17 protein-coding genes are annotated in these 26,603 nt (G+C 73.6%); 4 read left to right on the forward strand and 13 right to left on the reverse strand.

Features of this window, described 5'->3' with window-relative positions:
* Positions 1–37 precede the first annotated feature (37 nt).
* Entirely contained in the window at positions 38–391 is a 354-nt protein-coding gene (locus IE180_RS15045; RefSeq protein ID WP_190157398.1) for a hypothetical protein, read from the reverse strand.
* Positions 392–732: 341 nt separating this feature from the next.
* Here IE180_RS15045 and IE180_RS15050 point away from each other — a divergent pair, with 341 nt between their 5' ends.
* A complete protein-coding gene (locus tag IE180_RS15050; RefSeq protein ID WP_190157399.1) occupies positions 733–1,848 on the forward strand; it encodes a C40 family peptidase in 1,116 nt (371 codons plus the stop codon).
* Between the two features lie 8 nt (positions 1,849–1,856).
* Here IE180_RS15050 and IE180_RS15055 read toward each other — a convergent pair whose 3' ends face one another.
* Complete coding sequence (locus IE180_RS15055) at positions 1,857–2,573, reverse strand: LuxR C-terminal-related transcriptional regulator (protein ID WP_030687669.1); 717 nt, start codon at positions 2,571–2,573, stop codon at positions 1,857–1,859.
* Entirely contained in the window at positions 2,570–3,832 is a 1,263-nt protein-coding gene (locus IE180_RS15060; RefSeq protein ID WP_190157400.1) for an ATP-binding protein, read from the reverse strand. Before IE180_RS15060 ends, IE180_RS15055 begins: the two co-directional genes overlap by 4 nt.
* 156 nt (positions 3,833–3,988) lie before the next feature.
* Here IE180_RS15060 and IE180_RS15065 point away from each other — a divergent pair, with 156 nt between their 5' ends.
* A complete protein-coding gene (locus IE180_RS15065; RefSeq protein WP_190157401.1) occupies positions 3,989–5,329 on the forward strand; it encodes a PspC domain-containing protein in 1,341 nt (446 codons plus the stop codon).
* A 156-nt stretch (positions 5,330–5,485) separates the two neighbouring features.
* Here the strand turns inward: IE180_RS15065 and IE180_RS15070 are convergent, their stop codons facing one another.
* From IE180_RS15070 to guaA, 4 genes are all read right to left on the reverse strand, one after another.
* Entirely contained in the window at positions 5,486–5,947 is a 462-nt protein-coding gene (locus IE180_RS15070) for a DoxX family protein (RefSeq protein WP_190157687.1), read from the reverse strand.
* Between the two features lie 319 nt (positions 5,948–6,266).
* Positions 6,267–7,499, reverse strand: a complete 1,233-nt coding sequence (locus tag IE180_RS15075; protein ID WP_373302776.1) for a hypothetical protein — start codon at positions 7,497–7,499, stop codon at positions 6,267–6,269.
* A gap of 196 nt (positions 7,500–7,695) precedes the next feature.
* Positions 7,696–8,484: a class II aldolase/adducin family protein gene (locus IE180_RS15080; RefSeq protein WP_190157403.1), complete on the reverse strand. Its 789-nt coding sequence runs from the start codon at positions 8,482–8,484 to the stop codon at positions 7,696–7,698.
* Positions 8,485–8,704: 220 nt separating this feature from the next.
* On the reverse strand, positions 8,705–10,306 hold the full coding sequence (gene guaA / locus IE180_RS15085) for a glutamine-hydrolyzing GMP synthase (RefSeq protein ID WP_190157404.1): 1,602 nt from the start codon (positions 10,304–10,306) through the stop codon (positions 8,705–8,707).
* A 377-nt stretch (positions 10,307–10,683) separates the two neighbouring features.
* On the opposite strand from guaA, the gene IE180_RS15090 reads away from it, so the two are divergent.
* Positions 10,684–10,986, forward strand: coding sequence for a chorismate mutase (locus IE180_RS15090; protein ID WP_190157405.1), 303 nt, complete (start codon positions 10,684–10,686; stop codon positions 10,984–10,986).
* A gap of 755 nt (positions 10,987–11,741) precedes the next feature.
* Here the strand turns inward: IE180_RS15090 and IE180_RS15095 are convergent.
* The 6 genes from IE180_RS15095 to IE180_RS15120 all read right to left on the reverse strand — a co-directional run bounded on the left by IE180_RS15095 (position 11,742) and on the right by IE180_RS15120 (position 24,902).
* Positions 11,742–13,553 carry a GMC oxidoreductase gene (locus IE180_RS15095; protein WP_190157406.1) on the reverse strand — a complete coding sequence of 604 codons (1,812 nt, stop codon included), beginning with the start codon at positions 13,551–13,553 and terminating at the stop codon, positions 11,742–11,744.
* A 38-nt stretch (positions 13,554–13,591) separates the two neighbouring features.
* On the reverse strand, positions 13,592–15,259 hold the full coding sequence (locus tag IE180_RS15100) for a succinic semialdehyde dehydrogenase (RefSeq protein ID WP_190157407.1): 1,668 nt from the start codon (positions 15,257–15,259) through the stop codon (positions 13,592–13,594).
* 173 nt (positions 15,260–15,432) lie between these two features.
* Positions 15,433–17,202 (reverse strand): serine/threonine-protein kinase, encoded by a 1,770-nt coding sequence (locus IE180_RS15105; protein WP_190157408.1) that lies wholly within the window; start codon positions 17,200–17,202, stop codon positions 15,433–15,435.
* A 112-nt stretch (positions 17,203–17,314) separates the two neighbouring features.
* Positions 17,315–20,434, reverse strand: coding sequence for a serine/threonine kinase C-terminal domain-containing protein (locus IE180_RS15110; protein WP_190157409.1), 3,120 nt, complete (start codon positions 20,432–20,434; stop codon positions 17,315–17,317).
* 148 nt (positions 20,435–20,582) lie between these two features.
* The gene (locus tag IE180_RS15115; protein ID WP_190157410.1) at positions 20,583–23,006 is read right to left on the reverse strand and encodes a serine/threonine-protein kinase; all 2,424 of its coding nucleotides are present in this window, start codon (positions 23,004–23,006) and stop codon (positions 20,583–20,585) included.
* Between the two features lie 189 nt (positions 23,007–23,195).
* Entirely contained in the window at positions 23,196–24,902 is a 1,707-nt protein-coding gene (locus IE180_RS15120; RefSeq protein ID WP_190157411.1) for a glycerol-3-phosphate dehydrogenase/oxidase, read from the reverse strand.
* A 313-nt stretch (positions 24,903–25,215) separates the two neighbouring features.
* Here IE180_RS15120 and IE180_RS15125 point away from each other — a divergent pair, with 313 nt between their 5' ends.
* Positions 25,216–26,457 (forward strand): nucleotide sugar dehydrogenase, encoded by a 1,242-nt coding sequence (locus tag IE180_RS15125; protein ID WP_190157412.1) that lies wholly within the window; start codon positions 25,216–25,218, stop codon positions 26,455–26,457.
* Positions 26,458–26,603: the final 146 nt, after the last annotated feature.

Below are 26,603 nucleotides of genomic sequence, written 5' to 3' on the forward strand. Positions count from 1 at the left end.
CCGGTGGCCCCGGCCGACTCCCGGCGACCCCGGCGGCTCACACCCAGAGGGTCGCGATGAGGACGTTCGCCGTGGTCAGGCCGCCGACGGCGGCGAAGAGGCCCTTGTCGACCTTCTCCTCGTCCCGCTTGACGTAGACGAGGCCGAGGATCACGACGAGGATCGCCAGCTTGATCCCGATCTTGAGGTTGTTCACGGTGTGGTCGTCGGCCTGGTTGAGGCCGACGAGCGCGACGCCCGTGACCAGCATGGTCAGCGCGCCGTGCAGCATCGCGGGGCTGAAGCGGGCCGTACCCGCGCCCATCGCCTTCATCTGGGTGAGGAAGCCGCCGAGGAGGGAGGCGATACCGATGATGTGCAGGGCGACGAAGACATTGATGAGGACGTCCATGGGCGGAGCCTAACCGGGCCCCTACCACTGCCCTCCGGCCGGGTCCACTCCCCTCGCCGCTTCGGTCGGACGGCCGCCGGAATGACCCCGTCCCCTCACTCCGGACGAAAGGGATCGGTCCCCGACCCGTCAACTGTCGCCAATAGCGGTCAACTCCCCGTCCGGCCGTGACCCCAGGTTTAGCGTCCTCCCCCAGGTGACCGGCTCCCCACCACCGCCGGTGCTCCGGCGGCGCCGGTCACCCCCGCCGAGAAGACCCGGCGGCGGCCCGTCTCCCCTGTGCGGCCCGCCGCCGGCCCGGCGGCCACCGTCCCCCAGGGAAGAGGATGTGACCCGCCCTCGTGGCAGCGCACCGGAAGTCCAAACAGTCCCCCCTCGGCTCCTCGGCGGTCCGCGCCGCCGCCACCCTCGCCCTCGCCTCCGCGGCGACGGCGACGCTCTTCGAAGGGTCCGGACACGCGGACCCCCGGCCCACCACCGCCCAGGTCAAGGCGAAGGTCGACCGGCTCTACGAGGAGGCCGAGGTCGCGACGGAGCGGTACAACGGGGCGAAGGAGAAGGCCGACGAGGCGCGCGCCGCCTTCGACCGGCTGCGCGACGAGGCCGCCCGCAGGACCGAGCGCCTCAACACCGCCCGGGACGCCCTCGGGGCCATGGCCGCCGCCCAGTACCGCTCCGGCGGGCTCGACCCCGCCGTCCAGCTCGCCCTCACCTCCGACCCCGACCAGTACCTGGAACGGGCCGCGCTCGCCGAGAAGGCCGGGGACCGGCAGGCGGCCGCCGTCGCGGCCGTACGGCGCGAGCTCACCGCGATCCGGCGGCTGCGCGGCGAGTCCGCGGGAAAACTGACCGCGCTGCGCGGGCACGAGGCGGAACTGCGGCGGCAGAAGGCGGCCGTGGTCGGCAAGCTGGCGGAGGCCAGGGCGCTGCTCGCCCGGCTGACCGAGGAGGAACGCGCCCGGTACGAGGCGGCCGCCGCGGCCCGGGACGGCTCCGGCACCTCGACGCGGACCGACGGCTCGGGCGCCACGGGCCCGGCCGGCGCCTCCCCGACGGTACGGGCCGACCGCTCCTCGGGCGGCGGGCGCGAACCGGTGACCGCCCCGGACGGCCGGGCCGCCGAGGCCGTCTCCTTCGCCCGCGCCCAGCTCGGCAAGCCGTACGTGTGGGGAGCGACGGGCCCCTCCGCCTACGACTGCTCCGGCCTCACCCAGGCGGCCTGGCGCGCCGCCGGCATCTCCCTGCCCCGCACCACGTACACCCAGATCAACGCCGGCCGGCGCGTCTCCCGCTCCCAGCTCGCCCCCGGTGACCTGGTCTTCTTCTACTCCGGCATCAGCCACGTCGGGCTCTACATCGGCGGCGGCCAGATGATCCACGCCCCCCGGCCGGGCGCCCCCGTGCGCATCGCCCCCATCGACGAGATGCCCTTCGCCGGGGCCACCCGGGTCGGCTGAGGGCCCGCTCAGACCAGACGGCGGGCGGTGGCCCAGCGGGTCAGCTCGTGACGGTTGGAGAGCTGGAGCTTCCGCAGCACCGCCGAGACGTGCGACTCGACCGTCTTCACCGAGATGTAGAGCTGCTTGGCGATCTCCTTGTACGCGTATCCCCGGGCAATCAGCCGCAGCACCTCGCGCTCCCGCTGGGTGAGCCGGTCCAGGTCCTCGTCCACCGGCGGCGCGTCCGTCGAGGCGAAGGCGTCCAGGACGAAGCCGGCGAGGCGCGGCGAGAAGACGGCGTCACCCTCCTGGACGCGGAAGATCGAGTCGACCAGGTCGGTCCCCGTGATCGTCTTGGTCACATAGCCGCGGGCACCGCCCCGGATCACCCCGATGACGTCCTCGGCCGCGTCCGAGACCGACAGGGCCAGGAAACGGACCGGGTCCTCGGGCGCGCCCATCAGGCTCGCGCAGCGGCGCAGCACCTCGACCCCGCCGCCGCCCGGCAGGTGGACGTCGAGGAGGACGACCTCGGGACGGGTCGCGGTGATGACCGTGACCGCCTGGTCGACGTCGGCGGCCTCGCCGACCACCTCGACGCCGGTGACCTCGGTCCGGCCGATCTCGGCCTGCACCCCGGTGCGGAACATCCGGTGGTCGTCGACGAGCACCACCCGCACCCGGCGCTCCGTGCCCGACGCCTCCGCATCGGTTCCGGTCGTCGCTCCGGTCTCGTCGCTCATCCGTCCGCCCTCTCCATCTCGAGCTCCACTTCGGTGCCCCCGCCCTGCGGCGACCGCAGCCGGGCCGTACCGCCGTTGCGCTGCATACGGCCGATGATCGATTCTCGTACGCCCATCCGGTCCTCGGGCACCGCGTCCAGGTCGAAGCCCGGCCCCCGGTCCCGCACCGAGACGAAGACCGTACGGCCCTCCACCTCGGCGTACACCTGCACCGCCCCGCCCTCGCCACCGTACTTGGCGGCGTTGACCATCGCCTCGCGCGCGGCCTGCATCTGCGCGGCCAGCTTCTCGTCGAGCGGGCAGTCTCCGACGACGACCACCTCCAGCGGGACCCCGTGGTTGTCCTCGACCTCGGCCGCCGCTCTCTTCACCGCCTCCGCCAGGGTCTCGGGCTCCTCGTCCCTGCCGGTGCCCTCGGGCCTGTAGAGCCAGTTCCGCAGCTCGCGCTCCTGCGCGCGGGCGAGGCGGCGGACCTCGCCGGGGTCGTCGGCGTTGCGCTGGATCAGGGTCAGGGTGTGCAGCACGGAGTCGTGGACGTGGGCCGCGACCTCGGCACGCTCCTGGGCGCGGATGCGCATGGTCCGCTCGTCGTTGAGGTCCTGCGACATGCGGACCAGCCAGGGGCCGGCGAGCAGCGCTATGCCGGTGAGGACGGCGACGGCGGCGGTGACGGCCGTGCCGAACTGGGCGACGGAGCCGCGGACCACCACGAAGACCGCGAGCCCGGTGCCGACGAGACCGACGCCGACGAAACCGCGGACGATCTGGAACGCGCGCTTGTTGCGCCCGGTGTCGGTCCAGCTGGCCCGGCGGGCGTTGTCCGCCTGTCTCCAGACGAGGACGACGCCGACGGCGATGAGGATCAGCGGCCATATGTAGCGCCCGGTCTCGTTGTCCACGCTGACGTTCCCGGCGAGGGCCGCGAGGCCGATGCCGAGCGCGATCAGGGCGACGACCTGGCCGCGGTCGGGCTTGCGCAGTCTGCGGCGCCCGTCCGAGGTGGTCTCGAAGAGGGAGCGCGGGGCGGACCTTCCACCGACACCGAGCGGGACCACGATCCAGAAGACCGCGTAGAGCACGATGCCCAGGCCGTTCGAGAACGACAGCACCACGAAGAGCGCCCGCACCCAGACGACCGGAAGCCCGAGGTGTCCCGCGAGACCGCGTGCGACACCGCCGAGCCACCGCCCGTCGGCGCTCCGGTAGAGCCTGCGCACGGGCGGTTCGTCGGTGTCGGTGACACGAGCGGTTGCGGACATGCACCGATCGTCACACGTCCGGCCCGCCCCGGACATCAGGGTCGGCCCTGAGATCGTCCCTGGTACCGGCTCGGGGGCGAAGGCCCCACGAATATCAGGGTCGGGCCAGGGTCGGCCCCGGTGCCGCGGAACGTCACGGGCCGTCACCATGGAGGCATGACGAGTTCGACGCCTTCGCAGCACGAGGCCCCGCCGCCGGCGGAGGCCGATCCCGCCCCGCCGCTCCGGCGCTCGCGCGGAAGCAACGTCGTGGGCGGCGTCTGCGGAGGCCTCGGGCGGCGCTTCGACCTGGACCCGGTGATATTCCGGGTGGTGATCGGCGTGCTGTCGGTGGCGGGCGGCCTGGGGCTGGTGTTCTACGGCTTCGCGTGGCTGCTGATCCCGCTCGCGGGCGAGGAGGAGAGCGAAGGGCGCGGACTGCTGACGGGCCGGGTGTCCGGCGCCTCCCTGGCGGCCCTGCTGATGGCGCTGATCGGCTGCGGGATCTTCCTGTCGACCCTGCACAGCGGGGAGGTGCTGGGCTTCACGCTCACGTTGTCGCTCGCGGTGTGCGGGGCGGCGGTCTGGTCGCAGCGGCGGCGGGTCGGCGGCGAGACCGAGGGCGGGTCGGACGCGGCGACCGTCCTCACGGTCGCCGAGGCTCCGCCCGAGACCAAGGCGCCACCGCTCTTCGAGTCCCCCTCCTGGTGGAAGGACCCGATCGTCAAGGACGGCTCGACGGGCAAGATCGCCGTCGGCTATCTGTGGGGTCCGCACGGAATCCTGGACGAGGACGGCCGGGTGAACGGCGAGGTGCCGAAGCCCGGCAGTCAGTGGGGCCCCGACCCCGCGGCGGCCGGGCGCCCGGCGCCCTCCGTCCGCCGGAGCCCGCTCTCCATCGGGGGGCTCGTCTTCCTGCTCGCCCTGATCGCGGGCGGTCTGGGCACGGGCCTGAGCTGGGACACCCACCCGCTGGGCACCAGCCTGCAGATCGGTCTGGCGGCCGCGCTCGCGGTGTTCGGCCTGGGGCTCGTCGTCAGCAGCCTCGTCGGACGGACCGGCTTCGGCACGGTCTTCCTGGCCGTGGTCACGGCGGGCCTGCTGGCCCTGGCGTCGGCGCTGCCCGACCGCATCACCACGGACTGGGTCCGCGAGACCTGGCGGCCCGTCTCGGTCGCCGACGTGCGGCCGGAGTACGAACTGGGCACCGGGGTCGGCACGCTCGACCTGTCCCGGCTCCCGCTCCCGGCCGGCACGACGGCGGCGACACACGTCGGGGTGGGTGCCGGGCGGGTCAAGGTGATCGTTCCGAAGAGCGCGGTGGTGAAGCTGCACGCCGAGGTGGGCCTGGGCGACCTGCGGCTGTCGGGCGCGCCCGCCGGCGACATCGACATCGCGCCGGACCGTTCCGTGACCCGGACGCTCGCCCCGCCGACCGGGACCGCCCCGGCCGGCACCCTGGACCTCTCGCTGGAGGTCGGACTCGGACAGGTGGAGGTCACCCGTGCTGCTTCATGAGTTCCGCCCCGGCCGGCTGCTCGTCGGCCTGACCGCCCTCGCCCTGGCCGCGGCCTACGCGGGCGACGCCGCCGACGCCTGGACGACCCCGTGGTACGCGGTGGTGCCCGTGCTCTGCGGCGGCCTCGGCACCGCCGCCCTCGCGACCTGGGTCGCCTATCGAATACGACGTCGTTCGGCGAGGAGCCGGTCCAGCGAGAGCACCGGGGCCCCGGCCAGCAGCAGCGGGAGCCAGGACATCAGATAGGCCAGGTCGTTGCCGAGGTAGTACGGGTGCACCTGCCAGCTCACGGTCAGCCAGAGGCTCAGCGAGATCAGCGCGCCGCCGAGCGCCGCCGAGCGGGCGAAGAGACCGAAGAGGGTCCCGAGCCCGACGGCGAGTTCGCCGAAGGCGATGGCGTATCCGAAGCCGGCCGGGTTCTCGAGGGCGAGGTCGACGAGGGCGGGGATCGCGGAGCTGTCGCGGACGCCGCGCATCATCTCGCCGATCGAGCCGCTGCCCGTGTCGGCGAAGAAGGCGGAGTCGGTGAGCTTGTCGAGTCCGGCGTAGACGAAGGTGATCCCGAGGAAGATCCGCAACGGAAGGAGGGCGTAGCGGGAGGCGGTCGCCCTCCACAGGTCGAAGGTGGCCTTCCGCTCGGCGAAACGCCCATCGGCCCCACCCGTGTCGCCGGTGTCGGCGCCGCCCGGGCCGCCGGTGCCGGTCCGGTCCGCACCGTTGCGGTACCCGGTCCCGGACGGACCGCCGGTACCGCCGGTCCTGCCCGAGGCGCCGGCACCACCGGTGGCTCCGGTCCGGCTCGGGTCGTCGCCCGTGTCGTGTGGCCGGTCCGTCTGTCCCGTCATCGTCGGTCACCTCTCCACGTCCCGGACGACTGTTCGCGGAACGATTCTCCTCGCACCTGCCGCCGGGGACACGGGAAGGGGGCGCGAACGTTCAGTCCACGACGTCGATCGTGACCCGGTTGGTCTCCACGCCGGCCGCCGTGACGACCGAGACCTCCACCCGGCCCGGTTCCACGTCCGCCGGGAGGGGGACGGTCAGGGCCGCGTCGGTGGGGTTGGCGAAGCCGCCCGGGACCGGGACCAACGGCACGTGGGCGTGGACGGGGCCGATGCGGACGACCAGACGGGTCAGCGGATCGGGGGCACCGGCGCCGGGCGGGACGAAGCCGCAGCCGCGGATCTCGATGTCGTCGCCCGTGCGGATCGGGGCGTCGAGGTCGCCCGCCTCCCGGGACCGGACCACGGAGTGGATCGTGGGGCGGACGCCCTCGGTGACCTTCGCGGCGAGGTGCCAGGCTGCCGAGACGCCGACGAGCAGCACGAGGGACCAGGGCACCTCGGGCAGCCGGTCGGGGTCGCGGGCCAGACCGACGGCGGCCAGGGCGAGGACGGCACCGGGGACGAGGAGGTACTGCACGTCGGCGAGGGCGGCCCGGCCGCCGTCGTCGCAGACCAGGTCGGCGGCGCGCGGACGGTCGGCCCGCACCTTCTGGAGGCGGCCTGCCACGATCCCCCGCGCGACGACGAGACGGGCGGTGACGGTGACGGAGGCGACGAGGGCGAGGACGGTCAGCAGGCCGGCGCCCCGGGCCAGGCCGAAGGCGGTCGTGCCGGGCGACCGGAAGGCCAGGAAGAGGAGGGTGAAGCCGAGGAGCAGCAGCCAGCCGGCGGCGACGGCGCGGGTGGTGGAGAGCCGGTTGTCCTCGCCGATCAGCGGGGCGAGGAGACCGCCCCGGGCGCGATGGGCGTGGGCGGCGGCGCTGAGGAGAAGCGCGAGGACCAGGCCGGTGCAGAGGCCGGCCGTGCGGGCGCCGGTCCAGCCGCCGCCGATGGCGGTGAGGGCCTGGCCGAGGAGGAGGGCGAGGACGGAACCCCAGACGGCGCCGAGACCGCCGCGGCGGACTCGGTCGAGCCGGGCGAGCCCGGCTTCCCGGTCGCGCGCGGCCACCGCGCGGGCGGACTGGGCGAGTTCGTCGGAGACCCATTGGCGGGCGGCGACCGGCGAGTGGGCGACGGCGGCGGGGACGCCGTGTCCGGCGGCGAGCTCGTCGCGCCGGGCCAGGAAGGCGGCGACGGCGCGTCGGTGTCCGGCCTGCCCGCAGTGGGCGCAGCCGGCGCAGGCCGTCGCGTGCTCGCCGTACTGTCTCGCCTCTTGAACCGCCACGGTGCTCACTCCCGAGCTCACTGCACGGCCCGCTTCGATCCGCTTCGATGCGTCCGGGCGCGGCCCGAAGGGCCAACCAGCCGTTGATTCCACGGAATTGTGCCGTACCTGCGGCTCTCGCGCCCGCCGCGTGCGCCCCGCCGGAGGGTGATTGCCGCGTCATCCCATTGACGTACAGAAGGGTGAAGCGATGGTGTTACGACAGGAGTTCGGGGTCCGTTCGGCTGATCCTGCGCCACAGGGGCTGGTAGTTGATCCAGGCGACGAGGTCGCTGCCGAGCTGTTCCCGGGTGGCGACCGCCTCACGGTGGTCGATGAGCACCGGCTTGCCGGCCGCCCGCGCGGTGAGCTGCACCTGGGCGCAGCGTTCGAGGGCGATGAACCACCAGGCGGCCGCGTCGACGGAGGTGCCGACGGTGAGCAGGCCGTGGTTGCGGAGCACGATCGCCTTGAAGGTGCCGAGGGCGACGGCGATCCGGCGGCCTTCCTCGGGGTCCACGGTGACGCCGGTGTAGGCGTCGTAGAGGGCGTGGTCCTGGTAGAAGGCGCAGGCCTCCTGGGTGATCGGGTCGAGGAGTTCGCCGAGCGCGGCGAGGGCCCGGCCGTGGACGGAGTGGGTGTGGGCGACGGCGACCGCGTCGGGCCGGGCGCGGTGGACCTGGGCGTGGACGGTGAAGGCCGCCTGGTTGACGTGGTGGCCACCCCGGACGACCTGTCCGTCGCCGTTGACCAGGATGAGGTCGCCGGCGGTGAGCTCCTCGAAGGGGGCTCCGAAGGGGTTCACCCAGAAGCAGTCGGGGTGCTCCGGGTCGCGGGCGGTGATGTGGCCCGAGACTCCCTCCTCGTACCCGAGCCGCCCGAAGATCCGGAGCGCGCCGGCGAGCCGCTGCTTGCGGTGGGTGCGTTCCTCCTCGACCGTCGCGTGGACGGGCGGCAGGGCGAAGTGGAGCCGTTCGACGGGGACGGGGCCCGGTATCACGCTCATGCGCCGGAAGGTAACGCCCGGCCGGTCAAGTCACCAGAGTCCGGACGGACCTCCCGGCCGGGAGGCGGCGAGGCCGGACGGACGTCCCGGCCGGGAAGCGATCTCAGCCGGGGAGCGGTCCCTGCCGGGAAGCGGTCCCGGCCGGGAAGCGGCGAGGCCGCCGCCCCGGAGTGCGGGACGGCGGCCTCGTGCGCGAGGGGGAGGGCTTCCTCCCCCACGCTCACTCCCACTCGATGGTGCCCGGCGGCTTGCTCGTGACGTCGAGGACGACACGGTTCACGTCGGCGACCTCGTTGGTGATGCGGGTCGAGATCTTGGCGAGCACCTCGTAGGGCAGGCGCGACCAGTCGGCCGTCATGGCGTCCTCGGAGGAGACGGGGCGCAGCACGATCGGGTGACCGTAGGTGCGGCCGTCGCCCTGGACGCCCACGGAGCGGACGTCGGCGAGGAGGACGACCGGGCACTGCCAGATGTCACGGTCGAGGCCGGCCGCGGTGAGCTCCTCGCGGGCGATGGCGTCGGCCTCGCGCAGCAGGTCCAGGCGCTCCTTGGTGACCTCGCCGACGATGCGGATGCCGAGGCCGGGGCCGGGGAACGGCTGGCGCTGGACGATCTCCTCGGGCAGGCCGAGCTCCTGGCCGACCATGCGGACCTCGTCCTTGAAGAGCTGGCGCAGCGGCTCGACGAGCTCGAACTCCAGGTCCTCGGGGAGGCCGCCCACGTTGTGGTGGGACTTGATGTTGGCCGTGCCGGTGCCGCCGCCGGACTCGACGATGTCCGGGTAGAGCGTGCCCTGGACGAGGAAAGCGACCTCTTCGCCGTCGGCGGCGCCCTCGGCGACGATCTCGGCCTGCGCCTGCTCGAAGACGCGGATGAACTCCCGGCCGATGATCTTGCGCTTGGTCTCCGGGTCGGAGACGCCGGCGAGGGCGGTGAGGAAGCGCTCCTGCGCGTCGACGACCTTCAGCTGGACGCCGGTGGCGGCCACGAAGTCCTTCTCGACCTGCTCGGTCTCGTTCTTGCGCATGAGGCCGTGGTCGACGTAGACGCAGGTGAGCTGCGAGCCGATGGCCTTCTGCACGAGCGCGGCGGCCACGGCGGAGTCGACGCCGCCGGAGAGGCCGCAGATGGCGCGCTTGGTGCCGACCTGGGCGCGGATGGCCGCGACCTGCTCCTCGATCACGTTGCCCGTGGTCCAGCTGGGCTCGATGCCGGCGCCGCGGTAGAGGAAGTGCTCGAGGATCTGCTGGCCGTGCGTGGAGTGCAGCACCTCGGGGTGGTACTGGACGCCGTACAGCTTCTTCTCGTCGTTCTCGAAGGCGGCGACCGGCACGACGTCCGTGGAGGCGGTGACGGTGAAGCCCTCGGGGGCGGCGGAACAGGCGTCGCCGTGCGACATCCACACGGACTGCTCGACCGGGGTGCCCTCGAAGAGGGTGGAGCCGGCCTTGGAGACGTGCAGCGGGGTCCGGCCGTACTCGCGGGCGCCGGTGTTGTCGACGGTGCCGCCGAGGGTCGTCGCCATCAGCTGGAAGCCGTAGCACATGCCGAAGACGGGGACGCCGGCCTCGAAGATCTCGCGGTCGAGACGCGGGGCGCCCTCGGCGTACACGGAGGACGGACCGCCGGAGAGGATGATCGCCTTCGGGTTCTTGGCCAGCATCTCGGCCACCGGCATGGTGGACGGGACGATCTCGCTGTAGACCCGCGCCTCACGGACGCGACGGGCGATGAGCTGGGCGTACTGGGCGCCGAAGTCGACAACGAGGACTACGTCCGGGTTGGAGACGTCGGGCGCGGCAGCGGGAGTCGCTGATGACACTACGGCGGCCTTCCGGCGGTAGGAGAGGTTTCCCTGGCGAGGTTCCCCGAGGGGTCCTGAGGGGGTCCCGGGGGTTCCCTCGAAAGGGGGGCTATTTGTCGATTCTACCGGCGCGCCGGTGACTCTTTTCGTCTCACCATCCGAACCCGGGTTGTGACGGGGTGCGCGAAGGGGTCCATACTGTCGCCATGCGCAAGCACCCGACCTTCGTCTTTACCTATGGCAACCGGCCCACCGGCTGCCATGGTCGTGCTGCTTGAGCAACTGACAAGCGACTTCCCAGGCGCCCCGGGCCGACAAGGCCCGGGGCGTTCTGCTTGTCTCCGGGCGATGTCGCCCCGGGGCTCCCGGACCCGACACCCCAAGGAGCCCCCGCCATGACGACCACCGCCACCGCGAAGACCCTCGCCGAGCAGACCGGCGCCCGCACCGACGAGGCGGCGACGCTGATCGGCGACGCCCGCGAGCGCATCGACGCCCTCGACGACCGGATCATCGGTCTCATCCAGGAACGGGTGGCCATCTCGACCGTCATCCAGGAGGCCCGGATCTCCTCCGGCGGCCGCCGGGTGAACCTGGCCCGCGAGATGGAGGTCCTCGGCCACTACAGGGACGCGCTGGGCAAGCCGGGCACGGCGCTGGCGATGACGATGCTGGAGCTGTGCCGGGGCCGCATCTGAGAAGAGGCGCCCCAGGGGGAGGGATCTGCGGAGGAGGGACCTGCGGAGGAGGGATCTGCGGAGGAGGGATCTGCGGAGGAGGGACCTGCGGAGGATCTGCGGGGGGGGATCGCCTGGGGATGCCCTCCGGGTGCGTGCCCGTACCCGAGTTCGGTACGGCTCTCACCCGTACGGCGCGTGACCGGCTCGGGCCGGGCTTCGTTGGTCCGGTTGTCCGTGCCAGCCAGGGGCGGGCCCGAAAGAAACCACGCGTGGCTTCGCTGGGGCGTGTGGCGTACCCCTCGGGTACGTCGTGGGACCTCGCACCAGCGCGCGTGACCGGACAGCAGGGGACAGCAGCCCGGTCACCCAGAAAGGGCGGTCGGTCCCGGGGACGCCCGGGGCCGGCCGCAACCGGCCGATCTCCCGACCCTCCCCGTCCCCCTGATCCCTGATCCCTCCCTGATCCCCGAGCCCCCTGATCCCCTCCCCCTGCGGCGCAACCCCCCGGCGCCGCCCCGCTCGGCACCGCCGCTGCCCTGACACCGGTGCCGACCCCGAGGGCCCCGCGCCGCGACCGGAATCGCGAGCGCGGGGCCCTTCCTCGTGCCCGGAACCCGACCCCAGCGGCATGTGACGCGCATCACATAAAGATCCTGTGCAACCGCTACAACCAATCCCACCGGTCGCAGGTCATCTATGCAGCAACACCAGAGCTGGAAGGGCGCTGCACTCGGAGGGGGGTGCAGCGCCCTTTCGTCTACGCGTGTCGGCCGTCAGTCCTTCTTCGGCGGGACCGCGGGGATCCCCAGGAACGGCAGCCGCAGGGCGCCGAAGGCCTCGGACGGGACGGCGGGGGACTTCGGCTCGACCGCCGAGAGCCGCACGTACGCCTCGCCCTGCTGCGGGCGCGGGTCCTCCTCGCCCTTGTTCGGCCAGAAGGACATGGCGCGCTCCGCCTGGGCCGTGATCGTCAGGGACGGATTGACGCCGAGGTTGGCGGAGACGGCCGCGCCGTCGACGACGGAGATCCCCGGGTGGCCGAAGAGCCGGTGGTACGGGTCGATGACACCGGTCGCGCCGTCGGCGCCGATCGGGCAGCCGCCCAGGAAGTGCGCGGTGAGCGGGGTGCCCATCAGCTCGCCGACGTTGGATCCGGCGAAGCCGTTGATCTCCTCGGCGAGGAGGGTGGCGGCCTGGGTGGCCTCCGGGATCTGGACCGGATTGGGCGCGCCGTGCCCCTGGCGGGCCGTGAGCAGGCCCTTCCCGAGGCCGCCGGGCTTGCGGTAGGTCGTGAGGGAGTTGTCGAGGGACTGCATGACGAGGCCGATGATGGTCCGCTCGGACCAGTGCCAGTTGGAGAGCGAGCGCACGGCGAGCGCCGGATGCTTGAGCAGGTTGAGGAACCAGCTCCGCACCCGGTGGGCGCCGTAGGGCACCTGGAGGACGGTCAGGCTGCCCATGGAGTTGGAGCCCTTGCCGTACCGGACCGGCTCGATGTGGGTGTTCTCGTCCGGGTGGACGGACGAGGTGATGGCGACGCCCCTGGTGAAGTCGGCCTTCTCCTTGCCGTGCCGCTTGCGGTAGCGGCGGTCGGTGGTCTGGGCGCCGACCAGTCCCTCGGAGTTGGTGCGGGTGAGCTCGCCGAGCCGGTTCGAGATCCGGGGCAGCAGTCCGCTGTCCTTCATCCGGTGCAGCAGGGTCTGCGTGCCGTACGTGCCGGCGGCGATGACCACCCGCCGGGCGGTGAAGGTCCGGCCCTTGCCCTTCCTGCGGTCGTCGGTGGGCAGGGTCCTCACCGCGAAGCCGCCCCGCGAGTCCTCGGTGACGGTGACGACCGTGGTCATGGGGTGGACGGTGGCGCCCGCCTTCTCGGCGAGGTACAGGTAGTTCTCGTTGAGGGTGTTCTTGGCGCCGTGGCGGCAGCCGGTCATGCACTCGCCGCACTCGGTGCAGGCGCGCCGGGCCGGGCCCGCGCCGCCGAAGTAGGGGTCGGCGACCTCCTCGCCGGGCTTCGCCCTCGCCGTTCCGTCGGCGTCGTCGCCGTCGCCGAAGAAGACCCCGACGGGCGCCATGTGGAAGGTGTCGCCGATGCCCATGGCCTGGGCGGCGGACTTCAGGTGCACGTCGGAGGGGGTCATCGTCGGGTTGAGGCGGACGCCGAGCATCCGCTTCGCCTGGTCGTAGTACGGCCGCAGCTCGTCCTGCCAGTCCGTGATGTCCTTCCACTGCGGGTCGTCGAAGAAGGGCTTGGGCGGTACGTAGAGGGTGTTGGCGTAGTTGAGGGAGCCGCCGCCGACGCCGGCGCCCGCGAGCACCATGACGTTGCCGAGCAGGTGGATGCGCTGGAGGCCGTAGAGGCCGAGGGCGGGGGCCCACAGGAAGTTCTTCAGGTCCCAGGAGTTCTTGGGCAGGCTCGCGCGGGTGAAGCGGCGCCCCGCCTCCAGGACGCCGACCCGGTAGCCCTTCTCGGTGAGGCGGAGGGCGGTGACCGAACCGCCGAAGCCGGAGCCGACGACCAGGACGTCGTAGTCGTACGCGGCGTCGTCCGCGAGCTCCTGATTTTGGGTAGGGGGTACCGCGGCCATGGCTCTCCTCGTGCGGAAAGGTGGGAAAGGGACGGACGTCAGCGCAGGCGCAGGGCCTTCATCGCCTTCAGGGACGCGCTCATGAACGCGGCGTACTTCTCGTCGTCCATCCCGAAGGAGGGCGCGAGCGGGATCAGCCGCTGCTGGGCGACGGTCTGCGCCTCGGTGTACTTGAGGATGCCCTCGGAGCCGTGGCGGCGGCCGAGCCCGGAGTCCTTCATGCCGCCCATCGGGGACTGCACGCTGCCGTAGGCCGGGGCGTACCCCTCGTTGATGTTGACGGTGCCGGTGCGCAGCCGGGCCGCGACGGCGTGGCCGCGGCGCGAGTCCTTCGTCCAGACGGAGGAGTTGAGGCCGTACGGGGTGGCGTTGGCGAGCTCGACGACCTCGTCCTCGTCCGTGAAGCGGTAGACGGAGACGACGGGGCCGAAGGTCTCCTCGCCGCAGACGGCCATCGGGGCCTCGACGCCGTCGAGGATGGTCGGCTCGTAGAAGAGGGGGCCGATGTCGGGACGGGCGACGCCGCCGGCGACGAGCGTGGCACCCTTGGCGACGGCCTCCTCGACGTGCTTGGTGACGGTCTCCAGCTGCCGCTCGCCGACGAGGGAGCCCATGTCCGCCCCGTACGCGAGGGAGTTGCCGAGGCGCATGGCCCTGGTGCGGGCGGCGAAGCGGTCGAGGAAGGCGTCGGCGATCGACTCGTGCACGTACAGCCGCTCGATGGAGATGCAGAGCTGCCCGGCGGAGGAGAAGCAGGCGCGGACGGCTCCGGCGGCGGCCTTCTCGACGTCGGCGTCCTGGAGGACGAGCATCGCGTTCTTGCCGCCGAGTTCGAGCGAGACGCCGACGAGGCGGGCGGCGGCGCCCCGGGCGACCTCGCGGCCGGTGCGGGTGGAGCCGGTGAAGGAGACGTAGTCGGCGTGGGCGACGACCTCGGGGCCGACGACCGGGCCCTCGCCGAGGACGACCTGGAAGACCTCGGCGGGCAGCCCGGCCTCGATGAGCAGGTCACGGGCCCAGAGCGCGGTGAGCGCGGTCTCCGTGTCGGGCTTCATGACGACGGCGTTGCCCGAGACGAAGGCGGGGAGCGCGTCGCCGACGGAGAGCTCCAGGGGGTAGTTCCAGGGGGCGATCTGGCCGACGACCCCGCGCGGCTGGCGCAGTTCGGTGACCTTGGTGAGGGTCGGCACGACGCCGGTGTGGCGCTTGGCACGCAGGTACGAGGCGGCCTTGCGGCCGTAGTGGCGGGCGGCGACGGCGACCGCCTGCACCTCCTCGTGCGCGTGCAGGCGGGCCTTGCCCGTCTCCAGCTGGATGAGGTCGAGGACCTCGGCCTGCCGCTGGAGGACGAGGTCGTGGAAGCGCAGGAGGACGGCGGCGCGGGTCCTGACCGGGGTGGCGGCCCAGGCGGTCTGGGCGGCACGCGCGCGCGTGAAGGCCTCGGCGACGTCCTCGGGGGTGGACTCGGGCAGGTCCGCCAGCTTCTCCCCGGTGAAGGGGGTGTGGTTGGCGGTCCGGCCGGAGCCGACGACTCCGCGCGTGAGCCGGGCGATCAGCTCGGGCGTCACGACGTCGGCGGCGGTCCGCGCGCCGGCGGGCGCGGGCGCGACCGGGTTGGTCGCGCCGGCGGGCGCGGCCGGGCGGGCCGCCTCGGCGGCGGCGTCGGCGGGAACCGTGGGGGCGGCGGGGGCCTGCGAGTCCGTCATGGGGCCGAGCGTAGGCCGCGTTCCGACCTTTGGGTACCCGTCGGTAACGCGTTTTCACCGTCCGCACACATCGCGCCAGCGATCACTGGCACATAAGCCCTGATCAGGGGCTTACGGCCCTCGAAGGTCGCCCGTGGAGATTTTTCCGCCCCTCAGTCCCCCGGTGCGCGCCCTCAGTCCCCCGGTGCGCGCCAGTGCTGGACGACGATGTCGAACTGCTCCCGGGTGGTCTCCCAGCTGGACTCCGGCGAGGACATGTAGAGGGCGTACTCGGTGCCGTCGTCCTCGTAGTACATCTGGTCGATCGCGTGCCGCGGCCCGGGGAAGCTCTTCTTCTCGGTCCAGGTGAACTCCCACAGGCAGGAGCGGACCTGGTCGCGATAGGTGACCTGGTCGAGCTTGATCCGCTGGTAGTTCATGCGCTTCTGGAGGAGGACCTCCAGGTCGAGGGCGTGCATGTACGGATTCTCGAAGTCGGGGCTGCGGTCGATGCTGATGCGGATGCGGTGGCGGCCGTTGTCCGGGGTGTAGTCGATCTGGTCGCCCTCCGTCTGCCGCTTCCAGCCGTCCGGCACGAGGAGGCTGAAGCCCTCCGGGTCCTTGACGCGGTGCCAGCCGGCCGGGACGCCGCCGCCCGGTCCCTGGGCGGCGGGGGACGTCGCCGCCGTGCGTCCGCCGGCGCGGTCGCCGCCCGCGTAGTTCATGGCGGCGAAGACGGCGCCGCCCGCGACGACCCCGGCGAGCAGCGCCGCGAGCACGGCGGTGCGCCAGCGGCCGCGCCCGGAGGCGGACGGGGAGGCCGGGACGAGCCTGGGGTGCTGGGGAGGTCCGGGTGACGGCTGGGGCTGGTGAGGCTGAGAGGGCTGGTGAGGCAGAGAGGGCTGGTGAGGCAGAGGGGACTGGTCGGTCTGGTGAGGCGGGTGGGGCCATTGCGCGGTGGCCTTCCGCGGCTCGCCGGACGTCAGGCTCTCCGTGCCGGTGCCCGTACCGCCGCTCACGGCGTCCGTGCTACGCGCGTCGCCGCCCGGCCCGTGACCGTCCGCCACCGAGTCCAGGTCCTCCCTGGCCACGCGCTGGGTCGGCACGTACGCCTGCGCCGCCGCCGGCGAGCGCCCCTCCATCGCGTCGAGCAGCATCCGCTCGGCCTCGTCCGCGCGCGGCCGCTGCGCCGGGTCCTTGCGCAGCAGGGCCACGATGACGGAGGCCAGCGGCCCCGCCTTCTCCGGGCGCGGCGGCTCCTCGGTCACCACGGCCTGCATGGTGCTGATCGGGGAGGTGCGGCGGAACGGCGAGGTGCCCTCCACCGCCGTGTACAGCGTGGCACCGAGGGACCAGAGGTCGGACGCGGGCCCCGGGTCGCCGCCCTGCACCCGCTCGGGCGCCAGGTAGTCGATGGAGCCGACGATCTCGCCGGTCCGCGTGATCGTGGAGTCCCCCTCGATCGCCGCGATCCCGAAGTCGGTGATGAGGACGCGCCCGTCCCGGGCGAGCAGCACGTTGCCCGGCTTGACGTCCCGGTGCAGCACCCCGGCCGCGTGCGCGGCGCGCAGCGCGCCGACGACGTGCAGACCGATCCTGGCCGCCTCCCGGGGCTCGATCGTGCCGGCCGCCTTGGCGGCGTCGGCGAGCGAGGGGCCGTCGACGTACTGCATCACGATCCACGGCCGGTTGTCGTGCTCCAGGACGTCGTGGACGGTCACCACGCCCGGGTGCGTGATCCGAGCGGCGGCCCGCGCCTCCTTCTGCGTACGGGCGTGCAGCACGAGCCGGTCGGCCTCGGCCACGAAGCGACCCGCCGTCAGCTCCTTCACCGCCACCACGCGGTGCAGCACCTCGTCGTGCGCGCGCCAGACCTTGCCCATGCCGCCGCGCCCGATGGACTCGCCCAGCCGGTAGCGACCGGCGAGCAGCAGCCCCGCCCCTGTGCTCTGAGAATGTTCCACTTGCCCCCGCCCGTTCCTTCTGATGCCAGGTTACGGAGGGAGGTGCGGGTGGCGGAACCTCGGGGCGGTCATAGGAACAGCACTGTGACCGGGGGCCGGTGGGACATACGTATCAACGTCCCGGACGGAAAGCCTTCGTGGCCTGCTCGTACACCTCGGACACCTTGTCGCGCTCGCTCTCCGGACCGATGACCTGGACGACGTGGTACCGACCGCCGTCGATCAGGGCGAGGTTGCGCACGAACACCTCGCGGCCCGTGCTGTCCAGCCAGGTGTAGTCGCCCTCCGCCGTCGGCGTCCGGCCGATGTCCACCCGGCGCGCCCGCACCACCTGTGACCAGCTGGAGGACCGGTACGGCGCCAGCTCGCGCTCCTTGGCGTTCTGGTACTCCAGCGGATCCGCGCCGTTGTCCCGGACGCTGTCCCGGCCGGGAACGACGATCAGCGTGAAGTCCCCGCCGGTGTAGCGCACTTGCCCGGCGTCGTTGACCGGGCTGCGCCGCCATCCCTTCGGGACCCCGATCCGGAAGCCCTCCGGGTCCTGGCGCAGGTCGTACCCGGCGGCGAGCGCGGGGGCCGAAGGATCCGCCGGGGGCGGGGTGGTGGCCGGGCGCGTGGTCGGTCTCGTGGTCGGCTTCGCGGTCGTTCCGGCGGGCGGCCCCGTGGTCGCGGGCGGGCCGGACGCAGAGCCCGTCGCGGTCCCGGGCACGGTCGGCGCGGCGGACCGCCCCTCCTTCCCCGGCATGAACAGGACGGCGTACGCGACGGCTCCCGCGAGCAGCAGGAGGACGAGGATCAGGAGCGTACGGCCCAGGGAACGGGGGGAGCCCGGGGCCCGGGAGGACGACGCGCGCGCGGAGGACCGCGGGGTGCGCGGGGCGCGCTGCGGGAGCTCCCCGTCGAACTCCTCGTGGAGGCCGTCCTGGAACTCCTCGCGGAAGCCGCCCCCGGACTCCTCGCGGAAGCCGCTCCGGGACTCCTCCCAGAACTCCTCACGGAACTCCTGGCGGTGATCCGGCTGTACGCGCGCGTTGCCGTACTCGTGGTCGTGCGGGGCCTCCTGCCGGGCGGCGGGGCCCGGGACCCTGCCGCGCTTGTGACGGTGGCGGCCCGCTCCCGCTCCCCCGCGCCACCGGCGCACCAGCTCGCCGCGCCGGCGCACGATCGGCAGCCGCGCCTCGTCGAAGGACGGCAGCGGTACGACTCCGAACCCGGCGTCCGGCTCCGGCGCCGAGCGGACGAGGGAGCGCAGCCAGCCGCGCAGCTCCTCGAAGTCGGGCCGCTCGGTGGGGTCCTGGCGCAGCAGGGACTCGACGACCGGGCGCAGGGGCCCGCACTCCTCGGCGAAGGCCGGCGGCTCGGCACAGACCAGCTGGACCAGCTCGGCCGCGCTGTCCTCGGGGTACGGGGCGTGGCCCTGGACGGCGCGGTAGAGGAGCGCGCCGAGCGCCCACAGGTCGGTGGCGGGGCCGATCGGCGGGGCGAGGCGCCAGTTCTCGTGCACGGGCCCGGCCTGCTCGGGCGCCCAGCGCTCGGTCACGGCGCCGACGACCGCGATCCGGGTCTGGCGGGCACGCTCGGCGGCGAGCCGCGTGGTCGGACCCCGGTGCGCCTGGGCCGGGATCGCGACCGGCGCTTCGTCCCGGGCGCCGACGGGAACCGGGAGCCGCGTGGGGTCCGGGGTCGCCGCGGTGTACCCGGCGGGCAGGGCGGGACGGCCCGAGCCGGGCAGCAGGGGGCCGCCACCGGCCGGGATCGGTCCGGAGCCGTCGCGCGAGGCGTGCGGGCCGTCGCTCCAGCTGCCGGCCAGCATCACGCGCGGCGGGCCGGTCTGCGGGCCGCCGCCGTACGGCTCGTCGCCCTCGTCCTCGTCGCCCTCGTCCTCGGCCATCCGCGCCCACCACTGCGGTTCGGGCGCTCCGGACGCCTGTGCCGTCGGCGGCGGGGGCGGCTCCGGCGACGCGGGGCGCTGGGCGGGGAGCGCACCGGTCTCGCCGAGCCGGGCGGCGGCGCGCGCGCCGGCGCGGTACGCGGCGATGGCCCCGGCCCGCGCGGCCCGTACGTCGGCGGTGGGCGGCGCGGCCACGGGCCGCGTCTCGGCGGCGGGCGCGGCCCGCCCGTAGGGGTCGGCACCGTAGGGGTCGGGGGCGGCGGGGCCCTCGGGGGCGTGGCCGGTGCGGGTGCCGGTGCCCGCGCCTGTGCCGTCCGGGTACGGTTCGCCGTCGAACCCGCCGTCCTCCTCGTCCCCGTCGCCTTCCTCGTACACCTCCACCTCGTACGCCTCGGAGCCGTGCCCGCCGGACGTGTACTCCTCCGAACCGTACTCTTCGGAGCCGTACTCCTCCGAGCCGTACCTCTCCGAGCCGTACCCCTCGGGGCCGTACCCCTCCGTCTCGTACGCCTCGGAGCCGTACTCCTCGAACCCGTGCCCCTCGGAGCCGCGCTCCTCCGATCCGTACGCCTCAGGCCCGTACCCCTCAGGCCCGTACCCCTCAGGCCCGTACGGATCGGCGACGTACGGATCGGCCGGGTGGGCGCCCTGTCCGGGCACCGCCGGCTCGTGCTCCTCGTGTTCCTCGTCCTCCCCGTGCTCCCCGTGTTCGGGCGCCGGGGGCGGCGCGAAGGCGTCCGGCTGTTCCGGGACCGCCGCGTAGCCGCAGAGGGCCTCCTCGGCCGCGCCCACCGCGAGGCCGCTGAGGACCACGCGGCCGTCGTCGCAGACGAGCACGGTCCGGGCCGTGATGTTCCGGTGCACCCAGCCGTGGGCGTGGAGGGCGCGCAGGGCGGTGAGGACGTCGGCGCCTATCTCGGCCGCGCGGTACGGGTTGAGGGGCCGTTCGGCGAGCAGCGCGGCCAGCGGTCTGGCCGCCACGCGCTCGCTCACTATCCACAGCGAGCCGGCCTCCGCGAAGACGTCGAAGACCTGGTCGAGCAGGGGGTGGTCGGGGATCTGCGCGGCGGCCTGGGCCGCCTCGATGGCCCGGCGCACGACGGGTTCGGCCGGTCGGCGGGTGGCCGCGCCCGCTCCGTCGTAGGCGTCGACGGGGCCGTCCCGTCCGTCGAGCACCTCGGCATCGACGAACTCCGGGAGCGGAACCTGGCGGACCAGGACCTCCTGCCCGCTGTACGTGTCGAAGGCGCGCGTCTCCACCGGGTCGTACGCGTCGGCGTCCGCCGGTGGCAGCGGCAGGCGGTAGCGGTCGGCGAGCACCCTTCCCGCGTAGTCGTCCACGACGCCTCCCCACGCGCGCACGATGTCCCCCGTGGACCCACGGATCCCCCGGGATCGCGCGAATCCGTCAGTTCCGGTCCGGCACCGCGCAGTTGTCGGCTCTGTTCGGCTGCGTTCGGTCCGCGAACCTCACGATACGTGGCACCGGTCAGTCCTTGGGGCGGAACGTGGCGAACGCCGTCTCCCGCAGCGTCTTGCACTCCGCGCCGTTCCACTCGTCCGCCGCGCAGCTGATCATGATGGAGTAGCCGTGCGTGGCGTCCACCTTGAAGCCTCGGTTGAGCACGTGGACGCGGACGCCCTTCTGCGTGCGCTCGAACTCCCAGTCGGCGACCGTCGGGTAACCCTTGTACGAGACGGGCTTGATGCCGAGGTGCCGGTAGTCCTGGCTGGTGGCGGCCACGCCGTACCTGGCCAGCTCCCAGGCGGTCGCCGCGTTGTCCTTCGGGCTGTCGTTGTAGTCGACCTGGACGCGCGGGAAGCCGCCGCTCTCGCTGAAGATCGCGCCGAGCGAGTATCCCGGGATCGAGCGCTGCTCGAAGGACGCCGGCATCGCCATCGCGAAGTGCAGCGGGCCGTTGGTGACGAGGGCGTAGCCGGCGGGCAGCTGCTTGCCGGCGTCACCGCCGGGCTTGCCGGAGGGCGTGGTGCCGTTCCCTCCGCCCGTGGCGCCCGTCGTGCCGTCGGTGCCCGTCGACCCCGTGCCGCCGTTGTCGCCGGGCTGCACGCCGCCCTGCTGGCCGGAGCCCCCCGTGGACTGGCCCTGGGCTCCGCCGGAACCGGCGGCGCCGCCGGTTCCGGCGCCACCGGCCGTGGCGCCGGCCGAGGCGGTGGTGCCCCCGTCGCCCTTGCCCTGGTCGGCCTCGTCGCCCCCGCCACCGAGGGACACCGCGAGGATCGTCCCGAGCACGGCGAGGACGGCGACCGCGGCGATGATCACCAGGGTGCGGCGGGGCACGACGTCGGTCAGCGGCGCGCGGGCGGGGGCGGGCTTTCCGCCGCCCCGCAGCGGCTCGGTCGCGAGCCTCGGGGCCTGCGCCGGCTCGGCCTTCGCGGAGGCCGCCGCGTTCCGCACGGACTTCAGCGCGCCCCGCATCCGCTCGGCGGCGGCGTCGGGGCCCTTCTCGGCCGCGGGAACCGGCGGGGCCGTCTCCGGGCGCGGCGGCAGCGGTATGACGGTGGTGGCCTCGGGCGAGACCGCGGGCGCCGGCTCGGGCGCGTCGAGGACGGCCCTCAGCAGGACCCGGGCGCGGGCGTCGTCGAGCCGCTGCGCCGGGTCCTTGGCGAGCAGGCCGTAGATGACCTGCTCCAATTCGGGGCCGGCGTTCTTCGGCGGGTCGACCGGTTCGGTCATCACGGCCGTGAGGGTGGCGATGGCGGAGCCCTTGTCGTACGGCGGGCTGCCCTCGACCGCCGCGTAGATGAGGCCGCCCAGCGACCACATGTCGGCGGCCGGGCCGGGCTTGTGGCCGCGGGCGCGCTCCGGGGAGATGTACGAGGGGGCACCGACGAGCATGCCGGTGGAGGTGATCGAGGGGTCGCCCTCCACCTGGGCGATGCCGAAGTCGGTGAGGACGACCCGGCCGTCCTCGGCGATCAGGACGTTGGACGGCTTCACGTCGCGGTGCAGGATGCCCTCGCGGTGCGCCGAACGCAGCACGTCGAGGATGGCGAGGCCGACCTCGGCGGCGCGCCGGGGCGTGAGCGTGCCGTCCTCGCGGATGGCGTCCGCGAGCGACTTGCCCTCGATGAGCTCCATGACGATCCACGGACGGTCGTCCTCGTCGACGACGTCGTACACGGTGACGGCGCCGTTGTTGCGGATCCGGGCGATGGCCTTCGCCTCGCGCAGGGTCCGGGTGATGAGGCGTCGCTTCTCGTCCTCGTCGATGCTCGTGGGGAAGCGGAGTTCCTTGACGGCGACGGTGCGGCCGAGGGTCTCGTCGACGGCGCGCCACACGGTGCCCATGCCGCCGCGCCCGAGGACCGCGCCGAGCCGGTAGCGGCCCGCGAGCAGCCGCCCCTCGCCGACCGGTGCCTTGCGGAACCTGTCGCCGCCGCGCGTGGCGGCAGGACCGGTCCGGCGGTCGCTCTCGCCGTCGCCGTCACCAGCCCCGAAACCGGCGCTCCCGGTCGAGGGCTCGGTGCCGCGCAGCCGCCCGCCCACGACGGAGTCGTCGCCACCGGCTCCGGAACCCGTCGCACCCGAACCCGTCGCGCGGGCGGGCGGCGCGTCCTGAGGCTCCTTCACGTCCGACCCGGCCTCCCGGGCCGCCGGGACCGGCGTGGGACCCGCGGACTCCGCGGGCTTCGCGGGCGCCGCGGACTTCTCGGGCTCCTCGGGCTCCTCGGATCCCACGGGCTCCGCGGGCTTCGCGTCCTCGACGCCCCGCCCCGGCTCCCGTCCGCCTCCCGGGCCCTGCGCACCCCTGCTGACCTGCGCGTCCTTCGCGTCTCGTGCCGACTCGCGCGCGGCCGGAACCGCTCCTCGGTCGCCGTCGGTCGCGGCCCCCGCGGCGGCGTCCCGCCTGGGGTCCCTCGCCTTGTCCCGCGACTGCTCCGCCTCCGACATGCGTCCCCTCTGCGATCCCTGATCTTCGCCGCGTCTGCCGCTTCCCGCGCGATGCGGTAACCCGCCCTGGAAGAGAGGCCATTGTCTCTCACCTCGGGGCGGGTGACGCCCCCGGGTCCGCACTCCGGGATACGACGCCTCCGCTCGCCCCCGAGGTTCCCACCGGGCGCGGGCCCCCCGGACACCCTGTCAGATGGGGACGATGTCCGGCGCCCCGAGCCGTGCGGCGTCCGCGGTCAGGTCGTCGGGCTGCCGCTGCGACTCCCGCTCCGCCTCCACCCGCTTCGCGTAGTGCTCGACCTCCTTCCCGATCTGGTGCTCGTCCCAGCCGAGCACCGGGGCCATCAGTTCCGCGCACTCGCGGGCGCTGAGCGCGCCCCGGTCGAAGGTCTCGATGGAGATCCTGGTCCGCCGGGTGAGGACGTCGTCGAGGTGGCGCGCGCCCTCGTGCGAGGCGGCGTAGACGATCTCGGCCCGCAGGTAGTCCTCGGCCGCCGCGAGCGGTTCGCCGAGGCTCGGGTCGGCCTCGACGAGGTCGAGGACCTCCTCCGTCAGGGAGCCGTAGCGGTTGAGGAGGTGCTCGATCCTGACGACGTGCAGCCCGGTCCTCGCGGCGATCCTCGCCCGCGCGTTCCACAGGGCCCGGTAGCCCTCGGCGCCGAGGAGCGGGGTGTCCTCGGTGACGCAGGGGGCGACGCGCTGGTCGAGGCCGTGCACCGCCTCGTCGACGGCGTCCTTCGCCATCACGCGGTACGTCGTGTACTTGCCGCCGGCGACGACCACGAGGCCGGGGACCGGGTGGGCGACGGTGTGCTCGCGGGAGAGCTTGCTGGTGGCGTCGGACTCGCCGGCGAGGAGGGGGCGCAGGCCGGCGTAGACGCCCTGGACGTCGTCCCGGGTGAGCGGGGTGGCGAGCACGGTGTTCACGTGCTCCAGGAGGTAGTCGATGTCGGCGCTGGATGCGGCGGGGTGCGCCTTGTCGAGGTCCCAGTCGGTGTCGGTGGTGCCGACGATCCAGTGGCGTCCCCAGGGGATGACGAAGAGCACGGACTTCTCGGTGCGCAGGATCAGTCCGGTCGTCGAGTGGATGCGGTCCTTGGGCACGACGAGGTGGATGCCCTTGGAGGCGCGGACGTGGAACTGGCCGCGCTCCCCGATGAGGGCCTGGGTGTCGTCCGTCCACACGCCGGTGGCGTTGACGATCTGCTTGGCCCGGATCTCGTACGCGATCCCGGCCTCCACGTCCTGGACGCGCGCGCCGACGACCCGCTCGCCCTCGCGGAGGAAGCCGGTGACGCGGGCCCGGCTGGCGGCCCTGGCGCCGTAGGAGGCGGCGGTGCGCACGAGGGTGGTGACGAAGCGGGCGTCGTCCATCTGGGCGTCGTAGTACTGCAGGGCGCCGACCAGGGCGTCCTTCTTCAGGCAGGGCGCGACCCGCAGGGCGCCCTTCCGGGAGAGGTGCCGGTGGACGGGGAGGCCGCGGCCGTGGCCGGAGGAGAGCGACATCGCGTCGTACAGCGCGACTCCCGAGCCGGCGTAGAACCGCTCCCAGCCCTTGTGCTGGAGGGGGTAGAGGAAGGGGACCGGCTTCACCAGGTGGGGGGCGAGCCGCTCCAGGAGGAGTCCGCGCTCCTTGAGCGCCTCCCGCACGAGGGCGAAGTCCAGCATCTCCAGATAGCGCAGGCCGCCGTGGATGAGCTTGCTGGACCTGCTGGAGGTGCCGGAGGCCCAGTCGCGGGCCTCCACGATGCCGGTGGAGAGTCCTCGGGTGACGGCGTCGAGGGCGGTCCCGGCGCCGACCACTCCGGCGCCGACGACCAGCACGTCCAGCTCTCGGTCGGCCATGGCCGCGAGCGCCTCGGCGCGCTCGGCGGGTCCCAGTGTCGCTGTCCTCACGGTGCTGCCTCCCGTCGTCCCCCGTCCGTCCCGCACGGTCTCCGCACGCCCTCGTCCCCCCTTCCCGGGCGGGACGCGCACAAGCCGTGAACCGGGCCCGTGTGGTCCGGCTCACAGCTCGATTCTGGCCCGCCCCCGCGGCTTCGGCCACCGTCTCGCCGCCAACCTGTGGATAACACTCGGCGATCTTCGGCCCCACAATGCCGCATATCGGTCATATTTACGCCTAGTCTGACATTGCGCTCGACCCGTTCTGTCCACCGGGCTTGCGCCCCGCGTCCCCTCCGGCTACTGGGAAGGACGGCCCACCCCCATGCCCGCTGACCTCGCCGTCATCGGCCTCGGCCACCACGGACTCCCCCTGGCCCAGGCCGCCTCCGCCGCAGGCATCGACACCATCGGCTACGACACCGACCCCCGCCCCGCCGCCGAACTCGCCGCCGGCCGCTCCCCGGTCGACGGTTCCCTCACCGCCCCCGAGATCCGCCGGATGCTCTCGGGCAGCTTCCGGCCGACCACCGACCCCGCCGAGCTCGGCCGGGTCCGCACCGCCGTCCTCTGCGCCCCGACCCCCCTCGGCCCCGACCGGACGCTCGACCTCACCGCCGTCACCGACGCCGCCCGCGCGCTCGCCGCCCGGCTGCGCCCGCACACCACCGTCCTCCTGGAGTCCCCGGTCCCCCCGGGCACCACCGAGGGCCTCCTCCGCGAGACGCTGGAGACGGGCTCCGGCCTGCGCGCCGGACGCGACTTCCACCTCGCGTACTCCCCCGGCCGCCTCGACCCCGGCAGCCGCACCCACGGCTACGCCGGCACTCCCAAGGTCATCGGCGGCCTCACCCCGGCCTGCACCGAGTCCGCGGCCGCCTTCTACGGCCGGCTCACCGACAAGGTGGTACGCGCGCGTGGCCCCCGCGAGGCGGAGACCGTCAAGCTCCTGGAGACCAACTTCCGGCACGTCAACATCGCCCTCGTCAACGAGATGGCGGTCCTCTGCCACGAACTCGGCGTCGACCTGTGGGACGTCATCCGCTGCGCCGAGACCAAGCCCTTCGGCTTCCAGGCCTTCCGCCCCGGTCCCGGCGTCGGCGGCCACGGCGTCCCCGTCGACACGGTCGGCGCCCACCGCCCGCTCCGCCTCGTCGAACTCGCCGGCCAGGTCAACGAGCGCATGCCGCAGTACGTCGTCCAGCGCGCCGCCACCCTCCTCAACGAGCACGGCAAGTCGGCCCGCGGCGCCCGGATCCTCCTCCTGGGCATCACGTACAAGCCGGACCTCCCCGACCGGCAGGGCTCCCCCGCCGACGAGATCGCCCGCCGCCTCATGGACCTGGGCGCCGCCGTCAGCTACCACGACCCCCACGTCCCCGACTGGCGCGTCCGCGAGCTGCCCGTCCCCCGGGCGGACTCCCTCTACGAGGCCTCCGCCCACGCCGACCTGACGGTCCTCCTCCAGCACCACCGCACGTACGACCTCCAGGGCCTCTCGGTGAAGGCCCAGCTCCTCCTGGACACGCGGGGGGCGACGCCCGCCGGAGCGGCCCACCGCCTCTGAGGACGGCCCCGGCCGGAAATCCTTCCGCCATTGTCATGTACAGCTGCTAACCTCCGGGGTCTCAGCGCGCACCGTTCCACGCGCGCGCACGCCAGGGGGACCTGTCCCCGCCCGACCGGATCGCCACCGCCTTCGGCGTCCGCGTG

Source organism: Streptomyces litmocidini (genome assembly GCF_014649755.1).
GTDB lineage: Bacteria > Actinomycetota > Actinomycetes > Streptomycetales > Streptomycetaceae > Streptomyces > Streptomyces litmocidini.

Bases quoted from the DNA above. Each gene is read 5' to 3' on its own strand.
- IE180_RS15045 (WP_190157398.1), bottom strand. From the start codon at position 391: ATGGACGTCCTCATCAATGTCTTCGTCGCCCTGCACATCATCGGTATC.
- IE180_RS15055 (WP_030687669.1), bottom strand. From the start codon at position 2,573: ATGAGCGACGAGACCGGAGCGACGACCGGAACCGATGCGGAGGCGTCG.
- IE180_RS15060 (WP_190157400.1), bottom strand. From the start codon at position 3,832: ATGTCCGCAACCGCTCGTGTCACCGACACCGACGAACCGCCCGTGCGC.
- IE180_RS15065 (WP_190157401.1), top strand. From the start codon at position 3,989: ATGACGAGTTCGACGCCTTCGCAGCACGAGGCCCCGCCGCCGGCGGAG.
- IE180_RS15080 (WP_190157403.1), bottom strand. From the start codon at position 8,484: ATGAGCGTGATACCGGGCCCCGTCCCCGTCGAACGGCTCCACTTCGCC.
- IE180_RS15090 (WP_190157405.1), top strand. From the start codon at position 10,684: ATGACGACCACCGCCACCGCGAAGACCCTCGCCGAGCAGACCGGCGCC.
- IE180_RS15095 (WP_190157406.1), bottom strand. From the start codon at position 13,553: ATGGCCGCGGTACCCCCTACCCAAAATCAGGAGCTCGCGGACGACGCC.
- IE180_RS15100 (WP_190157407.1), bottom strand. From the start codon at position 15,259: ATGACGGACTCGCAGGCCCCCGCCGCCCCCACGGTTCCCGCCGACGCC.
- IE180_RS15115 (WP_190157410.1), bottom strand. From the start codon at position 23,006: ATGTCGGAGGCGGAGCAGTCGCGGGACAAGGCGAGGGACCCCAGGCGG.
- IE180_RS15125 (WP_190157412.1), top strand. From the start codon at position 25,216: ATGCCCGCTGACCTCGCCGTCATCGGCCTCGGCCACCACGGACTCCCC.